The following is a 19,957-nucleotide window of genomic DNA, read 5'->3' as shown; positions in this document are numbered from 1 at the left end:
ATGCCAAATATGCGCTGCCCAAAGGGTTCTTCCTAGGGGCGATTAACTTTTTGTTACCTACAGGGATGTAGGTAAGGGGCGTGAGCAGGACGCGGAAGCTTTGCTCGGTTTTTACTTAGCCCGCTAGGTTACAAACCTCGCGCCGCGATTAAATCGGCCCTAGATTGAACAAATTTCAATCCACAAAGGTCAACACGCCCTAGTTGTATTGTATTAATTAAATGCTACAAACTAGTATATTGATTAGTTGTATGGCTATACTAAGTTTTTAACTTAGATTAATTTATTATATGACTGACCAACATAAGCTATATCGTCACTTCTTATCTAACCCTGTAGCAAAGCCGCCATGTCGGATGACTAATGCAAACATGTATGGCTTTTTTATAAAAATAGATCAAACAAAAGTTCAAGCGTATATAAGTAATACACTTAATACAGTAGCAACAGAGGACACTTACTTTAAAGGGCTGGGTGAGTACGCGCTACTGACATTTACTGATATTGAAAAAATCGCCTCATTAACACCACCTTTTAACGAACATGGTTGGATGCAAGAAACAGATATTATTGTTTGGTTGCCAGTTGTAAAGGTAGAAAAGCAAGGAGATGATGAAGATATTACGCATCTTTATTGGTACCCAGCATTTATTTGTGTCAATAATATTTATGCACTCATAAATGGACGAGAGACATGGGGCTACAATAAATATATGTGTGAATATAAAATGCCTAGCTCTGTTAACAAACTAACTGATTTTTCATTATCGCTAGATTGCTTTAAACATTTCTCTCCATCATCTAAATTAGAGACACACCAGCTACTTTCCTTAACAACCACAGCTAAAGAAAATAACGAAAGTGTTTTATCAACGTTGGAAGATTTTGGTGATCGTGTGGCAAATTTGTTTGATGGGGAGCACATGGGTATAGATTTTTCCTTATTAAAGCAATTGCTTAGTGGGTTTGTTAATCCACAAATGGACCAAATATTATTTAAGCAATTCCCTGATGGTCAAGGCAAATTAGCGGTATATCAAGCTGTGATGCACTCGCCATCAGAAATTAAAAAAATCCATAAATTTAAATTCTTAAAGCCAGACTTTCAATTACAAATAGAGCAGTTGGATAGTTTTCCATTGGCTGAAATGTTTGGCTTAAAAATAGGCCCACAAGATGTGTATTTACCTTTTTATATATGCATGGATTTTGACCAACTTGAAGCTTCTCAAGTCCTCCCTCTATAAAGGAAAATAGTATGAGTAATGAAAAAATAGCCATTATCGGTGGTGGGGTTGCTGCTATGACTGCTGCGTTGTATTTGACTGAGCAAGATGATTGGCAGCAGCATCGCGAAATTACTGTTTATCAGCAAGGATGGCGTTTAGGGGGAAAAGGAGCGAGTGGGCGAAATGCAGCGATGGGCGAGCGTATAGAAGAACATGGTTTACATGTTTGGTTTGGAGCATATGTAAACAGCTTTAAAGCAATCGAAACGGTTTACAATAAATTAAATCGCCCTACAACATGCGCATTAAGCACGTGGCAACAAGCGTTTAAACCACATAGTTTTATTGCCTTAGAAGAGCATATAGATAATGAGTGGGAAACGTGGCCAATTGATTTTCCAGTTTTACCGGGTAACCCTGCAAACGGTAGTTTAGATATTACAGCATGGGATTTTATTAAAATGACCCTTGCGTGGTTAAAAAAATGGATCCCGCAACTAGAAATTGCAGCAAATCAACAAGCTAAAAGTACACAATTAACAACTAAAAAAACACGTGATAAATATTTACTACAACACCTATACCAACATGTTCAAGAGCTAGCCACTGATGGCAGTGATGCGTGGAAAACGTTTACACATGATATACAAAACTTAAGTCAAGAGATCACATCAACGCCCAGCTTACTGGTCGATAAATTAAATGAATTTACACAAAATAAAAATACATTACAGCCTCAAATATCTGAGAAAAAAGATAGCTTAGTAATTTGGTATATCGTCAGAAAGTTAAAGCGCTGGCTTAATCAAGAATTGACAGAGTTAATGGATGAAAATGCACAATTAAGACGCTTATATATTTGTGCTGATCTTGCAATTGCAATGCTTGTCGGGCTAATCAAAGACAAAGTTTACCGTGATGGTTTTGGTGTTATTAATAAGTATGATTTTCGCCAATGGCTGCTAAAAAATGGCGCGAATAAACAATACAGTGTGGATTCGGCCCCTGTGCGTGGGTTTTATGATTTAGTGTTTGCATACCCTAAAGGGGATTTTAGCAAACCGAATGTAGAAGCTGGGGTTGCAGCATTAGCAATGTTGAGAATCGCATTATGCTATCGTGGTGGTGTTATGTGGAAAATGCAGGCAGGAATGGGGGATGTGATTTTTTCACCACTTTATGAGCTCTTAAAGCAAAGAGGGGTTAAGTTTGAGTTTTTCCATCAACTTCAAAATATTACGCCTGGCTATGATAGTAATGGTAAGCGTTGTGTAACAGAAATTGAATTGCAACAACAAGTTGAACTGAAAAATAATATTGAATATCAACCCCTTGTTGATGTTAAAAGTTTACCTTGCTGGCCAAGTGAGCCCCTTTATAATCAAATTAATACAGCGCAAGCGACGCTATTACAGCAATATAATATTAATTTAGAGTCTTTTTGGACAGACTGGCCAAGTCGTTATCGAGCTGAATTTGGTCAGCCATTGCCTCACAAAACATTGCGTTTCAAACACGATTTTGATCAACTTATTCTTGGTGTTTCTGTTGCATCATTGGAACATATTTGCCCGTGTTTATTAGCTATTGATGATGCATTTGCTGCACAAGCTAAAAATGTTCTTACGGTAGCAACGCAAGCCAGCCAGCTTTGGTTAAATAAAACAGATCAGCAGCTTGGTTGGGAGTATATGCCGCCAAGCGAAGAAGGGCCGATTTTAAGTGGTTTTAGCGAACCATTTGACACGTGGGCTGCAATGCAAAACTTAGTAGACAAAGAGCAATGGCCATTGAATAACAGTCCAAAAAACATTGCCTATTTTTGCAGTGCCTTTGCCTGTGCAGAATATCCACCACAAAGTGACCACACGTTCCCAGCGCGAGCAAAAGCTGATGTAAAAACGAATTTAACACAATTGGTAACGACTAATATGCAGCCATTATGGCCATTAGCTTATGATCAAAATGGCTTTGATTGGTCAGTATTATATGCAAATGATGTGTCAGGCAAAGCGCGTTTAGATCAACAATATTGGCGAGTTAATGTTGACCCGAGTGAACGCTATGTTTTGTCTGTAGCAGGTTCGAGCCAGTATCGTTTAGCGACGGATGGTACGCAGTTTAGTAATTTATTTATAACAGGGGATTGGATCAAAACGGGTGTGAATGCCGGTTGTGTTGAAGCGGCTGTTATGGCAGGAATGCAGACAGCGCGAGCATTATGTGGATATCCACAATCTATAAGTGGAGAAAATGCATTCGAGCCGACAAAAACTACCTAAAGTTACTGATATTTAGACTACTTTTAGTAATTAATTAGTCTATAATTATAAATAATTACAGTATATTTACATACTCCTAGGATAAAGGTCTGTTACGAATGAAAAGCCTATGCAAACCAATTTCAAATCATGTGTTGTTATTGTGTTCATCAAGTTTAATTTTGCCATTGAGTCTTCAGGCGCAAAATGAAGCTGCTGTGGTGTCAAAAAGTAACATGGAAGTGATAGAAGTGTATGCGCAAAAACGCGCTCAAGCGATTGAAAAAGTAAGTATTGCGGTCAGTCATGTAAAAGGAGCGGCATTAACATCTCAACATTACAAAGACACGACAGAGCTTTCAGTATTCGCACCTAATGTAAAAATTAGTCAAAATGCAGCTGAAGGCACACCGCCGGCAGTTAACATTCGTGGGGTTGGTTTAGTAGATTATAATACTGCGAATACATCGCCAGTGGCAATATACGTTGACGACGTGGCGGTTGGCTCTGCGAGCAATCAAATAGTTAACTTTTTTGATATTGAGCAAGTGGATATACTGCGTGGCCCCCAAGGAACATTATTTGGTAGAAACTCTACCGGTGGGGCGATATTGATTCGTACAAAACGCCCTGAGTTTGCCCAAACGGGTTACCTGAGTGTTGGTGCTGGCAATAATAATTCAGTAACTCTTGATGGTATGTATAACACTCAAATTAGCGAAAATAGCGCTTTGCGCGTGGCGCTTAATCATCAAGACTATGAGTATTCTACAAAAAATATTTATACTCAAGCACCTACCGCAGGTATGCAACAAACAAATGCGCGTATTTCTTTGTTAACCGACTTTGACAATGTTCAACTATTATTAAAAGGACACATTGAAGATTGGCAAGGAATTGTACAGCCTGTGGGGAGTATTGGGATTGTAGCTAATCCGCTAACATTGCAGCCGTGCTCTGTTGAACAAGCGGGCTCTCAAAATTGCTTTGATAATTTTGGTTTTAACGATGGCAGCGACGACTTTTATACCGTGAGCGTAAATAATGACTCGCCTCATAAAAGCGACGGTAAAGGTTTTAGTGCACATTTAAACTGGCAAATAAATTCTGAAAATGAGCTCGTCTCCATATCAAGTTATAATCAGTTGGAGCGAGACCATGCGTTTAATTGTGATGGTTCTCCACAGCGTCTTTGTGAAGGTTCATTAGGGCTAGATACAGACTTTATTACTCAAGAGTTACGTTTAGCAACACAATTTGGTGATCATACTCTCACAACTGGAATTTATTTTGCTGACGAATCGATAAAGCAAAATAATGTAAATGATATATTACGTGATTATCGTGGTATTTTGCCCACAAATTTAACTGCAACATTTTATTACGACAATCAAATTGATACGCAAAGTCTTGCTTTGTTTAGCCAACTTGATTATCAGCTAAGTACGAAGTGGTGGATTGCGGCAGGGCTTCGTTATTCGTATGAATCACTGGAGTACGATTCACTCTCTCAATTAAATGCCATTGTTGATCCTAGCGACCTAGAAGGCGCTATAGTGCCTTTTTATCATGTGAAAGGAGAGCAAAGCGACAACGGGTTTTCAGGACAGTTGTCTGTAAATTATCAACTAAGTAAGACCACAAACACATATTATAGGTTTGCAAACGGTGCAAAAAGCGGGGGTTATAATGGTGGGTTTTTATCATCACCAGAGCAAGCTGAGTTGGCCGCCTATGATAAAGAACGCCTAAACTCCCATGAAGTTGGTACTAAATCTTGGTGGCCTGAGCACGGTGTGCGAATGAATTGGGCTGCATTTTATTATGATTATAATGATCAACAAGTATTTATGAATCAACCATCAGCATCGCCACAAAGCCCGCCAGTTCAGCTGTTAGAAAACGTTGGTGATTCTACTATTTACGGTTTAGAAGCAGAGTTTGATTATAAAGCCAATGATGCATTATCAATGCGTTTTTCACTGGGTTATATACCGCATGCCGAGTTTGAAGAGTTTGTAGATCCACTTGGCAATAGTTTGACCAATAACCGCCTACCTTTTACATCTAAGTGGAATGTTTCGGCAGCGATAGAGTATGCATTTGAGCTTGCAAATAATCCACTAACAACTCAACTGGTTATTGATTATCAATCTGATTATTACTTTGATCAGAACCAAAACCCCTATGCCTTTCAAGACGGCTATAGTTTAGTTAACGGTAATATTCGTTATCAGATGGATCAGTGGTCAATGGTATTGTGGGGAAAAAATTTATTTGAAACGCATTACTCTCATTTGAAATTTGATTTAGGCCCATTCTTAGGTATGCTAGAAGACTTTAAAGGTGAAGGTCGCCGGTATGGGCTTGATGTTAGCTATCAGTTTTAAAAACATGCAGATAGATTAAGGTGCGTTATATGGAAGTAAAGGCAGCCTTAAGCCTTAAAGTAATAATGTTTATGCTTTTTAGTTTGCTGTATTGCGGTACAGCGACTGCGGCGAGTATGCCTGATCTTTTCATTTATGATGAACAGCAGCATGAAACCAATCTTTTGCAAGTAGGTTCTGTGTTGCAAAGTAATCACAGTGGTTTTGCGCGCACAAGTGACGAGCTCAAAACGTGGATCTTAAATAAAAAGCCGCAAAATCGTACAACCTATTTTGGTGGTAGTTATTGGCTTGTTTTACCTTTAGAAAACCAAACTAAATTAACTGAATTAGTCCTGTATCCATATAATACGTTGGTGTCTAGGGTTGAAACACGTATTTATGATCTCGATACGCCTAGCGCACCTGTAGCACGTTATATTACAGGTGGCTTAGAAAAAAATGAATTCGCATTTCAATACGGTAATAAAATAACGCTGATCCCAGGGAAGCGTTATGTATTAGTCACTAAATTTGAAAGTGACTACTTTTATACTCCGCCTAAATTAGTTTTAAAACCTTACGATGATTTTTTTCCTCAAATCACCTTACAGAACATGATAATGCTGTTGTGTTTTGGGGTGGGGATTGCTCTAGGGTTATATAATTTACTGATTTATTTTGGTGCGCGCGATGTGACACACCTTTATTATGCAATGTTTACTGCATGTTGGGTGTTTGCATGGAGTCAGTTTTTCCATATTCCGGATCAAATATTTGGCTATTACAATGCACATTTGCATTGGTTGGGCTTTACGCTTATTCCCCTTACAAACATCTTATTTTATAACAGCTTACTTAAGCTTAAAGAAACCTCACCGAGATTATCCATTGCGTCGTTATTACTCGGGGCGGTTGCTACGTTAGGCGTACCATTTGCAATTTTATGGCCTGGTTTTGGTTTTATATGGGCCACTTTTGTTACCGGTGCAACCTTATGCTTAGGCATGTTTATTGGTGTGCGAAGCTGGATGAGTGGGTTTAAACCAGCGCGTTATTTTGTAATGGCTTACCTTGCTATGGCGATCCCTAATATGGTTGGGAATCTGACTAACCTAGGTTTGATACCTCCTATAGCGATTGATTTGTATTTACTGGGTCTTATAGGTACATCACTGGATGCGATGCTCTTGGCATTTGCAGTTGCAAATAAATTTAGCCTTTTACATGACGATAATGTTGAGTTAACTAAAAATTTAGAGCAAAAAGTGCAGCTGCGCACACAAGAGCTTGAACAGTTAGCTGAAGAGCTAAGGGATGCAAGTGAAGCAAAAAGTCGTTTCTTAGCGAATATGAGCCATGAAATTCGTACCCCTATGACATCTATTATTGGCTATGCAGATGGGATCATTTTAGGGGACATAAAGCCTCACGAGCGTAATCACGGTATTCGCGTTATTTTGCAAAATAGTCGGCACGTCTTAGGCTTAATTAATGATATTTTAGATATGTCAAAAATTGAAGCAAACCGATTAGAAATATCGTTAGTTGAAACTGATTTATTTTCAACCATTGCGCATATTGAATCTATACTTGGTAAACAAATTAGAGATAAAGGCCTAAAATTTAATGTAAATTATGAATTTCCTTTACCTGATTGGATTATTTCTGATCCAACACGCTTACGGCAAATACTATTAAATCTTGCTGCTAATGCGATTAAATTTACGACCGTTGGAAATATAGAACTATCAGTAAGTTGTGAAAAAGATCAATTGTGGATCAAAGTCAAAGACACGGGCATCGGTATGACCCTTGCTGAGCAGCAAGAGTTATTTACCCCATTTTACCAAGCTGATGCAACGAACACGCGTAAATATGGTGGAACTGGATTAGGCTTAAATATATCAAAAAGTTTGGCTCAAAAATTAGATGGTGATATCAGCGTTCATTCTGAAGTAGGCAGCGGTAGTGAGTTTAGCCTAGCTTTAGCGTTACAAATAACTGAAAAAACACGCTGGGTTAACAGCTTTGAAGATATATCAATTGAGCAACCAAAAGATTTAGTCTCTTCACAATGCCAACGCAACTTAGTGGGTGAAGTACTCGTTGCTGAAGATCACCCTGAGAACCGTCAGTTAATCGAGCGTATTTTACAGCGTATGGGGTTAACAGTTACGGCAGTGGAAAACGGGCAAGATGCAGTGCAAGCAACACTTGATAACCAATTTGATTTAATTTTATTGGATATTCAAATGCCAGTGATGGATGGTGAGCAAGCTATTCATATGATGCAGGCGACGGGTTTAACAACACCAATAGTTGCATTGACGGCAAATACGATGAAAAATGAGATTGATCGTTATCTAAAACAAGGATTTGTTGATCACATTGCAAAACCAATAGATCGCAGTCAGTTTAGCCATAAAATTGCCAGTTACCTTGATATAGAAATGCACGAAGAAGTTAAATTGCCTGATCATGAATTTGATGCGTTGAAAAAAACGTATATTGAAGGGTTAAAAAATCAAAGAGATACCATTGCGGCCCAGTTTGGCAGCGGTGATATAGATGGGTTAGCAAAAAGTATTCATATGATAAAAGGGACAGCAGGGATGTTTGATTGCGATGCGCTTTATCAGCAAGCTGTTTGTTTAGATAAGTCCCTCAAAGCAGATAGCATCACCTTGGATAGTCGTTTAGTTAACGGATTATTAGCTAAAATGGACTCGATTATATCCCCAGTTAAACAATGAATTTATTATTTAGACTGTGACCCCACAGCCACGCGATCTGCTACTGAGCGTTAACCTCAAAAGATTTATTGTCCTAAGCATTTTGTTCACATACCGATCAACAAAAAACTGTTTTAGCATGATTATTTTATTGTTGAATAGTAACTATAGATGCTCTAACTACGACAGATCATTATAAGCATGGTTTAATTGTTATGGTTTTTATACAAACACATAGGAATATTATGGGCTATCAACATATTGACGTGCCGCCAAATGGCGAACAGATTAGCATTGATGAACAAGGCCAGTGGCATATTCCTCTACAACCTATTATTGCTTATATTGATGGTGATGGCGTTGGGCAAGATATCTCACCCTGTATGCGAAAAGTGGTAAATCACGCTGTTGATGTGTGTTACCAAGGACAGCGTAAAATTCACTGGATGGAAGTGTTCAATGGTGAAAAAGCAGCGCAGCTTTACGATGGTGATTGGTTTCCGCAAGAAACAATACATGCTGTTAGGCAGTTTAAAATTGCTATAAAAGGCCCTTTAACCACACCGATTGGTGGTGGTTTTCGTTCACTCAATGTAGCCCTTCGTCATGAAATGGATTTGTTTGTCAATATGCGGCCTATTAAAGGCTACAGTGTATTACCTTCGCCACTGAAACATCCTGAAAAAACTAACATTGTGGTGATCCGCGATAGCTCAGAAGATATTTATTCTGGCATAGAATGGCAAGCTGGCAGTGTTGAAGCAGAAAAAATGTTGGACTTTTTATGTCAAGAAATGGGCGTTACTCGTCTACGCTTTGATCAGCAATGTGGTATTGGCATTAAGAATATCTCCAAAGAAGGGTCACAGCGTTTAGTTCGCTATGCAATTAATTATGCGCTGGAGCAAAAAAGTGACTCAGTCACTGTTGTGCATAAAGGTAATGTGCTTAAATTTACTGATGGTGCATTCAAACGCTGGGGTTTTGCGCTTGCACAGAATGAGTTTTCAGCAGTACCACATAGTAATGGCCGTTGGCTTGAAATTCCGCGAGAAGGCTTAGCACCACTGGTTATTAAAGAAGTGATTGCTGATAACATGCATCAACAAGCGCTGATGAACCCTGAGCAATTTGATGTGGTCGTGACAACCAATCAAAATGGTGACTATTTAGCTGATATGCTAACAGCACAAGTGGGAGGGATTGGCATCATGCCAGCGGCAAACTTAAATAATGAAGTGGCATTTTTTGAACCAACGCACGGGACTTTTGAGCGAATAGCTGGTCAAAATAGCGCTAATCCAACAAGTAGCATTTTAAGTGCGGTAATGATGCTACGATTTATGAAGTGGCATGAAGCAGCTAATCAGATAGAGCATGCTTTGCAATACACCTTTTTAGCGGGTGAATTGACCTTTGATTTACAAGAAGATCCACATAACTCGACTATCCTAAGTTGCAGTGACTTTACACAAAGGATAATCGAGCACTTAAAGCACTCATAGCTTAGGCTGCATTGGCGTTACTAAGTTCTGCACGATACATACAAGGGCGGTTAACAAGGGTTGCAGCACGGTGATAAATAGCCTTTGCATCATGTTCATCGCTAGGTGTGCCGCTTAGGGTATCCATTAACGCAACCACAATGATTGCAGGCACCTGACAACAATATTCATCGAGTACCGCGGTTGTTGTTTGCGCATCAACATGACAATGAGGGTGATTATGTTCAACTTTGTACGCATGCAATAATGTTTGCACGTCTAAGCTATCATCTTCAAGGTGTTTGTTTTTACGGCACTGACAACCAAACTCATCAACTAATGTGGCTAATGCCTGATACACATCGTCACAATTTATCGTCATTTTTTTACATAGCTGTTGCTCAATAAAAGCATGTAAATGACCATCGATGAATAATCCGTCTTGTTGGGTAAAGCTTGCTGTCGTTTGCATCATAATGTTGTCTCTTAATTTTAGTGGCTAACTCATTTGGTATGACTTCACTCTAGCCCTAAGAACACTATTTATGAAATTGTTGTTTTCAATAACTGATATTGATTTAATCAATATCGTGAATTGGATTGAATCGTAGCATAAGTATTTAAAGATTGGTTTGAACAATCTCAGCGATCCGCAATTGTTGCAGCAAAATTTTGTAATTCTCTGCGTAACCATTGATGCGGGCTTGCATGGTGCAGTAGTGGGCTCCAGATCATTTTTACCTCTATAGGCACTATTTGAAATGGTACAGGGCTGATCACTAAGTTAGTGTGTTTGGTTAGTAGCATTGCTTGTCGTCTTGGTAATGTTGCGATTAACTGGGGAGATTGGCACAATAAACTTGCCACCATGTAATGACGGGTAAACACCCTAATATGGCGGGTCTGCTCTAATTGCCAGAGTGCTTCGTCTACCCAGCCTAATTTCTGGCTCCCTGATTTATTAGTAACCGCAGCTTCAGCCCCCCAGCCAGCACGATTAACCCAAATGTGTTCTGAGGCCAAATATTGGTTTAAATTGGGCTGCTGTAAAAAGGGGTTTGCAGGGTGCATTAAACAGCAATAATTATCCCGCCACACACTGGATTGATGAAAAGATCGCGGCAAACCATTAAAGCGATTAATCGCTAAATCAATAGTGCCTTTTTCCATATCTTGCAGGTTTACATCGCTAGGACTGAGTACATCAAAATTAAGCCCTGGGTGTTTATTAAGCTGTGCGGTTATAAATGGAGCGATTAAGGTTGATTCTAAATAGTCATTTGCCATCACTCTAAATGTCATGTGTGCAGTAGTAGGATCAAAAACATCACTGGGCTGAGTAATTGCCTCGGCCATTTTTAACAACGCCTCTATTTCTGGCTTTAAGCTTAAGGCTTTTGCAGTCGGAGTCATAGAGCCTGCTGCGCGAACAAGTAGCGGGTCGTCAAATAAATCACGTAAACGCTTGAGTGCATTACTCATTGCAGGCTGTGTTAACGCTAATTTATTTGCCGCCTTAGAGACATTTTGCTCATCTATGAGTACATTTAAGTACACCAGTAGATTGAGATCGACATTTCTTATATTCATTTGATCAATCTTATTCATTCGCTGTATTAATTATCTAAATTAAAGCCTGCTTGCTAAGGTGTGTAAACCCATAAAATTACATAGCCACCATAAGTGATAAAAATATGCCCAAACAAAACACACAAATACTGTTAGCGGCTTCACCGAATGATGCCATAGAGCATGTTATTGCAACTAAACTAGCACGGGCTGTATTTGCTGGGTTTGAAGGCATGTTTGCTGCATTTTTAAATATTACCTTGGGTGCACAAAGTCGCTTTGAGCAACGACAATGGTTAGATGTGCAATCAGCAATGCGCGAGCGTTTACAAGTGTATGAGCGCCAAGTTAAAAGCGTGAGTAATGCAGTGCGAATAATTGCTTTTAAAGAACTACATGACCCACGGCTATGGGAGCAAGCAAAACACATTTATGGAGAAATGGTCGAAAATCACGAAAACCAGCCCATTGCGCACACATTTTTTAATTCAACATTTGGCTCTATTTGGGACGATAAAAAAATACGCACTGTACATTTGTTTGTCTTAAAAGCTAAGTACCGCGCTAAACCAAGACCATTTGATAATTTAGTGAGCCGAATTTCATTACAAAATGGCTTTACTCATGCTGTAGCACAACTAATTTATCGCCAAGCTTTTCGGGTTAAATTTACAGATTTAAACAAGGATGTTGATGCTTTACAGCGTACTTTAACACTAGGTGCAAAGCAGCAATGTCGCCAAGTATATGAATTGATGAGTCTAAATGATGGTTTTATTGAATACGCTAATTCATTATTTTTTAGAAATAAAGCCTGTTATTTAATTGGCCGATGCATTGCTAAAAATGGCGATAATATGCCTTTTGCAGTGGCGATATTACATACTGAAAATGGCTTAAAGCTTGATGCTGTAATGATGGGGGCTGATCAACTCAGTTTACTGTTTGGCTTTGCACGTACTTATTTTATGGTTGATACAGATCAACCAGCCCGTTATGTAGATTACCTGTCAGTGTTAATGCCACATAAGCAACGATTTGAGTTATTTAATGCCATAGGTTTTATTAAACACGCTAAAACTGAATTTTACCGTTACAAAGTAGACACGACTAAAAATAGCCCCACACACGATAAATACATTATTGCCCCAGGGACTCCAGGTATGGTGATGCTGGTATTTACGACACCGCACTCTGATTATGTTTACAAGGTGATCAAAGATAGATTTAGCGCACCCAAAACATCCACTAAAGCACAAGTAATGGCAAAATACGATTTTGTAAAACAAGCCGACAGAGTAGGGCGTTTAGTCGACACACATGAGTTTCGCTATTTGGCATTTGATTTAAGCCGTTTTAGCGATGAACTGCTTGAGCAAATGCGCGCGAGTATTGGCAACAGCATGGCAATTTCAAATAAAGCGCTCGTGCTAAAACATGTGTACGTTGAGCGTAAAATGACCCCGCTTAATTTATACATTAATCAGTGTGACAACAAACAGCTTAGTAACGTAATGCACGATTACGGTAAAGCAATTAAAGATTTAGCTGAGGCTAATATTTTTCCTGGTGATATGCTGATGAAAAATTTTGGCGTGACACGTTGGGGTCGTGTGGTGTTTTATGATTACGATGAAATATGCCCATTAACAGATTGCGAATTTAGAGATTTACCAACGAGCCAAAATAGCTTTGATGAGATCAGTTGCGAAAGCTATTTTGATGTAGCCGAAAACGACGTATTTCCAAGTCAATTTAACGTTTTTTTTAGCGCAAACAAGCAGGCGTTTAGTTATTTTTGCCAGCAACATCACAATTTATTCAGCCCTGAATTTTGGCAGCAATGTCAAAACCAAATCAATGCAGGGCATCTGGCTGATGTGTACCCTTATAAACAAAGTTGGCGCTTTATACCCAAACCACCTCAAGATGCGAGTTGCAGTTGGAGTTAAAAGCGATTTAGACAAGGCATTGATTGCAAATAATGGTTGTTCCCTTGTTAAAATCAATAACACAGTATAAATCGCTTTTAAACCAACCCTTTGGGCGTTTCACAGGCGCTTACTCTCATCGTTGTTACTTCTTAAAAGGGACTGCCATTGTTGCAAAGTAACGCCTTGATATTAAGCCCCTGTGAAACGCTGAATCCTGCATCTTGAGGTGATTTGGGTATAGTAATACCACTATTAAAGTCTAATGAATGTTGGGTGCGAAAAAGGGTATATTACTCCTCAAAATAAAACCAAGGAAAGAGTATGAAATCTTTATTGTTAGCAAGTTTATTAATTGCTTCGCCAATAGCAGTGGCTAATCCACTATTGGGCAGCTGGGAGTTTGTGCAAGGCAAATACGCCGTTGAAGATGGGTTTGTGAGTGCTAAAGCACCAGAGCTGACCTCAGTAAAACTGATTACTGCAACGCATTTTAACTATATTACCCAAAAAAATGGCAAGTTCCACTATGCTGGTGGCGGGCAATACACTTTAAAAAATGAACAGTTTGTTGAGACGTTCGCATATGGCAATATCCCCTCATTACTTGGTAAAACAATGGCCTTTGATTATAAAATTGAAGGGAACTTGTGGCATCATTCTTTAACTGAAAATGGTAAGTTAATTGAAGCCGAAGTATGGCGTAAAATCGATTAATAAAGGGAGCACCTATGCAATTTATTTCCCATCAACATGCGCAATTATCACTCAGCGAAACCGTTAAACCGCAATTAAAAGCGCACGAAGTATTGATTAAAGTGGCTGCGATAGGCGTTAATCGCGCCGATTGCATGCAGCGACAAGGTAAATACCCAGCTCCGCAAGGCGATAGCCCCATATTAGGGTTAGAATGTGCAGGCACAGTCATTGAGCTTGGCGCAGATGCTGATAATAGCTGGCTTAATAAAGCGGTATTTACGTTGTGCGCTGGCGGCGCTTATAGTGAATATGTAGCAGTAGATGCAGCGCAATTAATGGTTTTACCGAGTGGCTTAACAATGGCGCAGGGTGCAGCCATTAGCGAAGTGTATTTAACGGCATTTGGTGCGCTTTTCCAACTAGGTAATTTGCAGCAAGGGCACACTGTGCTTATTCATGCTGGGGCCAGCGGTGTAGGTGGTGCCTGCATTCAAATGGCTAAACGCACCGGTGCAATTGTGGTTATCACCGCAGGGAGCGATGAAAAATGTCAGCACGGCAAAGCGCTCGGCGCGGATCATGCCATAAACTATAAAACATATGACTTTGTTGATTATATGCAACAGCATAATTTAACAGCAAATGTGATTGTTGATCCGGTATCAGGGCGTTATTTAAATAAAAATGCAGCCATTGCTGCATTAGATTGCCAAATTGTGATGTTGGCATTTTTAGACGGGCGCTTTGCAGAAGTGGATTTTGCACGCTTATTACAAAAGCGCATTTCATTGCATGCTTCAACACTTCGCAACCGCAGCCAAACCTTTAAACGTCAGCTGCGCGATGCGTTTGTAGCAAGGTTTTATGACGATATAGCCAATCAAACGTTTGATTTTAATATTTATAAAACCCTACCATGGCAAGATGCAGCAAAAGCGCATACCATACTTGAGCGAAACGAAAATGCAGGAAAGGTTGTATTACTCGTTGAGTAGTTTAAAAATTAAAGTTTGCCCATATAACTTAGGGTAACTGAAAAAAGCAATCCAAGGCATACAATGAACCCAATTATAGCAACCCTAAAAGAACACAACGTAAGTGACGAAAAAGTACATGAACTTTTTCAAGCATTTACACAAAACCCTATGATGGCAATGGCGCTAGTGCAACAACTTGGTATACCGCCTGAAAAACTACAGCAATTAATGGCAGTCGTAATGACTCAACCACATTTAATTAAAGAAGCGGCTGATTCACTTGGCATTGATCAAGGCCAAGTTGAACAAGCAAAAGCACAGTTTAAAAATCAATAATAAAAAGCAATAAAATCACGTTAAGCCCTAAGTAATGTATAAAAGTAAAGCGCGCCAAGCGCGCCAAGCGCGCTTTACTTTTATTTATCGCCCTATATTTTATCCTCTTTTGTATTCATAGTTTGTTACATTGTTTATTACATGTTTTATGAACCTAAGGTTATTTGCCAAGTCTAGTATGTAACCCACTTTTATGGATAATCTAACATGAAAAGCCTATATAAAATTTGGCGAAATAATCGCTCACTTATCGTCTTCATTTCGTTAATGTGTGTATTTAGGAGCGCAGTAGCTGATTGGTATGAAGTACCTACAGGTTCGATGAAACCAACAATTGTTGAAGGTGATAGAATCCTCACAGATAAAATGGCCTACGACTTAAGAGTTCCTTTTACAAAAATATCGCTTGCGAGAATAGCTGAGCCAAGTGCGGGCGATATTATAGTATTTGATTCAGTGGCAGCTGATAATCGATTAATTAAGCGCGTTATAGGTGTACCTGGCGACACGGTTGCATTAGTTAATAATGAGCTAATTATTAACGGTAAAAAACTCAGTTATGACACCTCAACAGACAACACAACAAACCAAATAAGAATCGAAAACTTAAATGGCATTAAACACCTTGTAAAAGTTGATAAGCAGCGCTCCACCATACAAAGCTTTGCGCCAATTACAATCGCAGAAGACATGTATTTAGCAATGGGCGATAACCGAGACAACAGTGCAGATTCAAGAATGATAGGCTTAGTGCCACGTAAAGAGTTACTCGGCAAAGCGCAGCGGGTGATAGTGTCATTAAATTACGATAATTACTATATACCGCGTAAAGAACGAATATTAAAAGTGTTAGAGTAAAAAATTAATACTCAACTACACGTATTTACCATGCTCGGCCGGCGAATAAAATACAGTGCAGGATGTTAACAAAAGAACACTGATTGCACGTTTTTATAGGTGATAAATGAACAGCGTATCTGATCACAGTAAAAAAAATATATTAGTACTACCCCAGTCACTTTATACAATGACTGATGTTGTGCCGCTGCTACACACCGCAAATACAGGGATTTTTTATAAAAGCCTTCGCCATGATTTAGTGGATGTTGAATTTTATACGAATACACCGTGTTTGGTGTACATTGAAAGTGGGCAAGAAACCATTACAACATCTGAAAATAAAACACATGAGCTGCATGCTGGCAGTGCTGTATTTTTACCGCAAGGGCTTAACTTGCATTCAGATTATGTAAGAACAACCTCATCGTTAAAAGCGTACTTAACTTTTTTTGATGAGGATGTGATCAGCGAATTTTTAAGCACATACAAAGTAAATAAAAGTCAGCCGAGTAAGATTGTCAGCGCTACGTCGTTGCTTAATATTCAATGCGATGATTTAGTGAAAACCTATTTTGATTCAATTCAAAAACTGCATAAACGAACCTGTAATACAGCGCCTCTGTTAAAAGTTAAGCTTTTAGAGTTACTGTATTTATTAGCAATTTACGACAAAGCTATTTATCAAACGCTCGTACAATCAAAGCACACAACTCACCCACCTAAGCGTAATATCACGCGGCTGCTGAATAACCCGAATACCCTTAAGTTAACAATTAAAGATTTAGCTAATTTATCCGGTAAAAGTGTATCAACATTTACACGAGACTTTAAATCTCTTTACAGTGTTACGCCTAACCAGTGGCTACAAGAAAAACGCTTGGTTCGAGCCTACCAACTTTTACAAGAAACAGAGTTAACCGTCACACATATAGCAGCAGATTTAGGTTACGAAAACGTTTCCCATTTCATTAAGTTGTTTAAAAAGAAGTACAGCATAACGCCAAAACAATTTAAACAAAGTAATTGATTTAAAAACGTTACTTTTGATCGTTTTTGAGTAGTTATATTTTTTAGCGGTGATTAAATACAACAACTCATTAATCACAGGAGAAAGACATGAGTATAAGAGTAACGCTTAATTGTTGTGTAAAATCAGGGCAACTCGAATTATTACTGCCATTTTTAGAAAAAACACTTACCCGCAGTAAGGGCATTTAACGGCTGTTTAGATGTAACGATTTATTTTGATAAACCAAACTCAGAAATGTTGATAGAAGAGCAGTGGCTTAGTGTTAAACACCACCGTGCCTATATTGAGCATATTGAAAATAATGGAGTGCTTGCTGAACTTGCATCATTTTTAGCATCAGCGCCGAGTATAAAATATTTTGAAAAAAGCAGCTGTTTAGTTTATTTAACTACTTTAAACTATGACTACACACTTATTCGCTACATACATTACAGTTGCTTAAAATTAAAAATACGGTAATGCATTTTATTAAAGTAAGAGATCCAGAATACAATGAATGCGCAACTTAGAGAAAAAATCATTACTGTATGCAATAAAAAAATTGCACAAAAAGGACCCAATGTAGGGTTGTCATTTTATGCTTTTTTTGCAAATAAAAATGATGATCCGCAGTCGCTAATGGAAGCTGCAACGTGGTGGATACAAACCCATCAATTAGACCACTTTGTAAAAGCCCAAAAAATCAAAGAAATGATAGTAGAAGGCCTATAGCAATATCTGCTATTCATTTATTCTTATTAGCGGTGTCACTAAAAGCACGTTATGTCGCAGCAATTTTATGTAACGCTAAAGCAGTGCAGTTTTGAAAGTAACACTCTAAAGTATCACCTAAAGTCATGCAACTTTACGTCACGACTGTAAGCCTAACTTAAAACCACTTTTTAAAGCCAAAGGATTTTTACAGTATTTTAATCGTCAATGAAAGGAGATTTGATAGTGTGAATCTCTACAGTAAAACACTGTATATGTAGACAGTATTTTGTTTTTATCCAATATTACTGATCTCTACCATTTTGGTGTATTTCTGCATTTATAAAATATGAGGCAAAGTTAACTAATTGTTTACAGGTGTTTATTTGAGGGCTAAGATAAATGCATTGTAATATATGGACATTTGTCGGTTTATAAAACGACAAATGTCATAGACAAAATTGTTATGATTTTCTAGGATTATCAATGCAAAGTTTTTTCAACGAGGGAAATATGATTTCGGCAATATCTGCATTCATTGCTTTATCTTCAGCGGTCATCGCATTAGCCGGTTTGACTTTTACATACAAGAAAAACAAGTTTGATAAACGGTTATCTTTAGATAAGGAGTTATTTGATGCTGCTGTTATTAAGCTGGAAGCATCATTTGAAATTCTAACTAAAAATAAAGATGAAGGTGGCATGGTAATCAACCACCGAAGTAACTGGATAATGTCAGCTAGAGAAATCGAAAAATTTAAACAATTCAAGAATAAAATTGAGACTGAACATTATCAAATGGTATTAAATTCTATTGAAGAGTACTGGAGCCATAAATTTTATGACGTAGTTGGTAAAAGTGACTTAATCCAACAAGGTTATTATACAGGTCTACATGCTGGCTCTGTATTAATTGTCTATGCATTTGCCAGTTGGAAAGAAGATCAGGAATGCCCAATTGACAATGTTAACTATGAGAACTTACTTCAAGGTTCAAAAGTTTTTCAAGGACGCTATGGTTTAATTGAGTATATAAAACAAGATAGACAGTTTTCGCACTTAGCCAAATCATAACAAGGCGTTTAAAACGGAACTAAAACAGTTGGTTAGGTTCCGCTTCGCTACACATTATAACCAACAATTTTAGTCCGCTTAACGCGGCGTTAAGTGGCTCGGAGGCCGAAAGTATTGTTCACATTTCTTAGAAGTCTGTTCTCCAATGATTTACTTGTTGAATTAAGTGAGAACAAAGTTTCGATTAAAGCTTTTACTTCTGACATGTCATTCGAAGAAGAGCCTTATATTGCTATAGAAAATACTAAAAAAGGGGAAGTCATAAAAGCAATCGGAAAGAATGCTAAATCCCTATCTGCTCCAAACATTAGAGTTCTAAACCCTTTTAAACACAACCGGTCTTTTGTCGCAGACTTTATGTGCGCAGAGAAAATATTGCAGCACGCTATTTATACCATGCATAATAATCCAATCATCAGACCTTCACCGAGGGTTATTATTCACCAGTTAGAGAAAACTGATGGTGGACTAACCGATATAGAAGAAAGAGTTTTACGAGAGCTAGCAATAGGTGCAGGTGCTCGGGAAGTGGTTATTTATTTAGGTTGTAAAATCAATACTAATGTAGAAAACTTTGATACAGTAAAGGTAAGAGTATCAGCCACTTAACAACACGCCCTGAGGTGGACAACTAGTAAAATTTAGCTATTTATTGCAAATTTTAACAGCGGCGAACCTCTTCTTTTTAGTGCTTCTAAATATGTTGATTCGTTGTAAGGTGTATGTGTCTTCC

At 38.4% G+C, this 19,957-nt stretch carries 16 protein-coding genes; 14 read left to right on the top strand and 2 right to left on the bottom strand.

Annotation, left to right across the window (positions count from 1 at the left end):
- The first annotated feature begins 290 nt into the window (after window positions 1-290).
- The 5 genes from HH219_RS15825 to icd all read left to right on the top strand — a co-directional run bounded on the left by HH219_RS15825 (window position 291) and on the right by icd (window position 10,099).
- Window positions 291-1,247 carry an acetoacetate decarboxylase gene (locus tag HH219_RS15825; RefSeq protein WP_169328030.1) on the top strand — a complete coding sequence of 319 codons (957 nt, stop codon included), beginning with the start codon at window positions 291-293 and terminating at the stop codon, window positions 1,245-1,247.
- Between the two features lie 11 nt (window positions 1,248-1,258).
- Entirely contained in the window at window positions 1,259-3,511 is a 2,253-nt protein-coding gene (locus HH219_RS15820) for an NAD(P)-binding protein (protein ID WP_169328029.1), read from the top strand.
- A gap of 98 nt (window positions 3,512-3,609) precedes the next feature.
- Window positions 3,610-5,880, top strand: a complete 2,271-nt coding sequence (locus HH219_RS15815; protein ID WP_169328028.1) for a TonB-dependent receptor — start codon at window positions 3,610-3,612, stop codon at window positions 5,878-5,880.
- Window positions 5,881-5,909: 29 nt separating this feature from the next.
- A complete protein-coding gene (locus HH219_RS15810; RefSeq protein WP_169328027.1) occupies window positions 5,910-8,615 on the top strand; it encodes a 7TM diverse intracellular signaling domain-containing protein in 2,706 nt (901 codons plus the stop codon).
- A 224-nt stretch (window positions 8,616-8,839) separates the two neighbouring features.
- Window positions 8,840-10,099, top strand: a complete 1,260-nt coding sequence (icd, locus tag HH219_RS15805; protein ID WP_169328026.1) for an NADP-dependent isocitrate dehydrogenase — start codon at window positions 8,840-8,842, stop codon at window positions 10,097-10,099.
- Window position 10,100: 1 nt separating this feature from the next.
- Here the strand turns inward: icd and HH219_RS15800 are convergent, their stop codons facing one another.
- Window positions 10,101-10,550 (bottom strand): hypothetical protein, encoded by a 450-nt coding sequence (locus tag HH219_RS15800; protein ID WP_169328058.1) that lies wholly within the window; start codon window positions 10,548-10,550, stop codon window positions 10,101-10,103.
- Between the two features lie 170 nt (window positions 10,551-10,720).
- A complete protein-coding gene (locus HH219_RS15795; RefSeq protein ID WP_054206287.1) occupies window positions 10,721-11,668 on the bottom strand; it encodes a LysR family transcriptional regulator in 948 nt (315 codons plus the stop codon).
- Window positions 11,669-11,772: 104 nt separating this feature from the next.
- On the opposite strand from HH219_RS15795, the gene aceK reads away from it, so the two are divergent.
- The 9 genes from aceK (at window position 11,773) to HH219_RS15745 (ending at window position 19,833) form a co-directional block, all read left to right on the top strand.
- Window positions 11,773-13,599, top strand: coding sequence for a bifunctional isocitrate dehydrogenase kinase/phosphatase (aceK, locus tag HH219_RS15790; protein ID WP_169328025.1), 1,827 nt, complete (start codon window positions 11,773-11,775; stop codon window positions 13,597-13,599).
- A 303-nt stretch (window positions 13,600-13,902) separates the two neighbouring features.
- Complete coding sequence (locus HH219_RS15785; RefSeq protein ID WP_054206274.1) at window positions 13,903-14,295, top strand: hypothetical protein; 393 nt, start codon at window positions 13,903-13,905, stop codon at window positions 14,293-14,295.
- A gap of 14 nt (window positions 14,296-14,309) precedes the next feature.
- Entirely contained in the window at window positions 14,310-15,272 is a 963-nt protein-coding gene (locus HH219_RS15780) for a zinc-binding dehydrogenase (RefSeq protein ID WP_169328024.1), read from the top strand.
- A gap of 63 nt (window positions 15,273-15,335) precedes the next feature.
- On the top strand, window positions 15,336-15,590 hold the full coding sequence (locus HH219_RS15775) for a DUF2999 family protein (protein WP_054206276.1): 255 nt from the start codon (window positions 15,336-15,338) through the stop codon (window positions 15,588-15,590).
- 207 nt (window positions 15,591-15,797) lie between these two features.
- Window positions 15,798-16,448 (top strand): signal peptidase I, encoded by a 651-nt coding sequence (gene lepB, locus HH219_RS15770; protein ID WP_169328023.1) that lies wholly within the window; start codon window positions 15,798-15,800, stop codon window positions 16,446-16,448.
- A 106-nt stretch (window positions 16,449-16,554) separates the two neighbouring features.
- Window positions 16,555-17,457 carry an AraC family transcriptional regulator gene (locus HH219_RS15765; RefSeq protein ID WP_169328022.1) on the top strand — a complete coding sequence of 301 codons (903 nt, stop codon included), beginning with the start codon at window positions 16,555-16,557 and terminating at the stop codon, window positions 17,455-17,457.
- A gap of 495 nt (window positions 17,458-17,952) precedes the next feature.
- Window positions 17,953-18,171, top strand: coding sequence for a DUF6500 family protein (locus HH219_RS15755; RefSeq protein ID WP_054206280.1), 219 nt, complete (start codon window positions 17,953-17,955; stop codon window positions 18,169-18,171).
- A gap of 465 nt (window positions 18,172-18,636) precedes the next feature.
- Window positions 18,637-19,224: a hypothetical protein gene (locus tag HH219_RS15750; RefSeq protein WP_169328021.1), complete on the top strand. Its 588-nt coding sequence runs from the start codon at window positions 18,637-18,639 to the stop codon at window positions 19,222-19,224.
- Window positions 19,225-19,338: 114 nt separating this feature from the next.
- Window positions 19,339-19,833 (top strand): rod shape-determining protein, encoded by a 495-nt coding sequence (locus HH219_RS15745; RefSeq protein ID WP_211842161.1) that lies wholly within the window; start codon window positions 19,339-19,341, stop codon window positions 19,831-19,833.
- Window positions 19,834-19,957: the final 124 nt, after the last annotated feature.

The sequence above is a fragment of the Pseudoalteromonas sp. NEC-BIFX-2020_015 genome (genome assembly GCF_012952265.1).
GTDB classification, from domain to species: Bacteria; Pseudomonadota; Gammaproteobacteria; order Enterobacterales; family Alteromonadaceae; genus Pseudoalteromonas; species Pseudoalteromonas neustonica.
The sequence above is the reverse complement of the archived record's forward strand: the minus strand, read 5'-3'. Positions and strand labels throughout refer to the sequence as shown.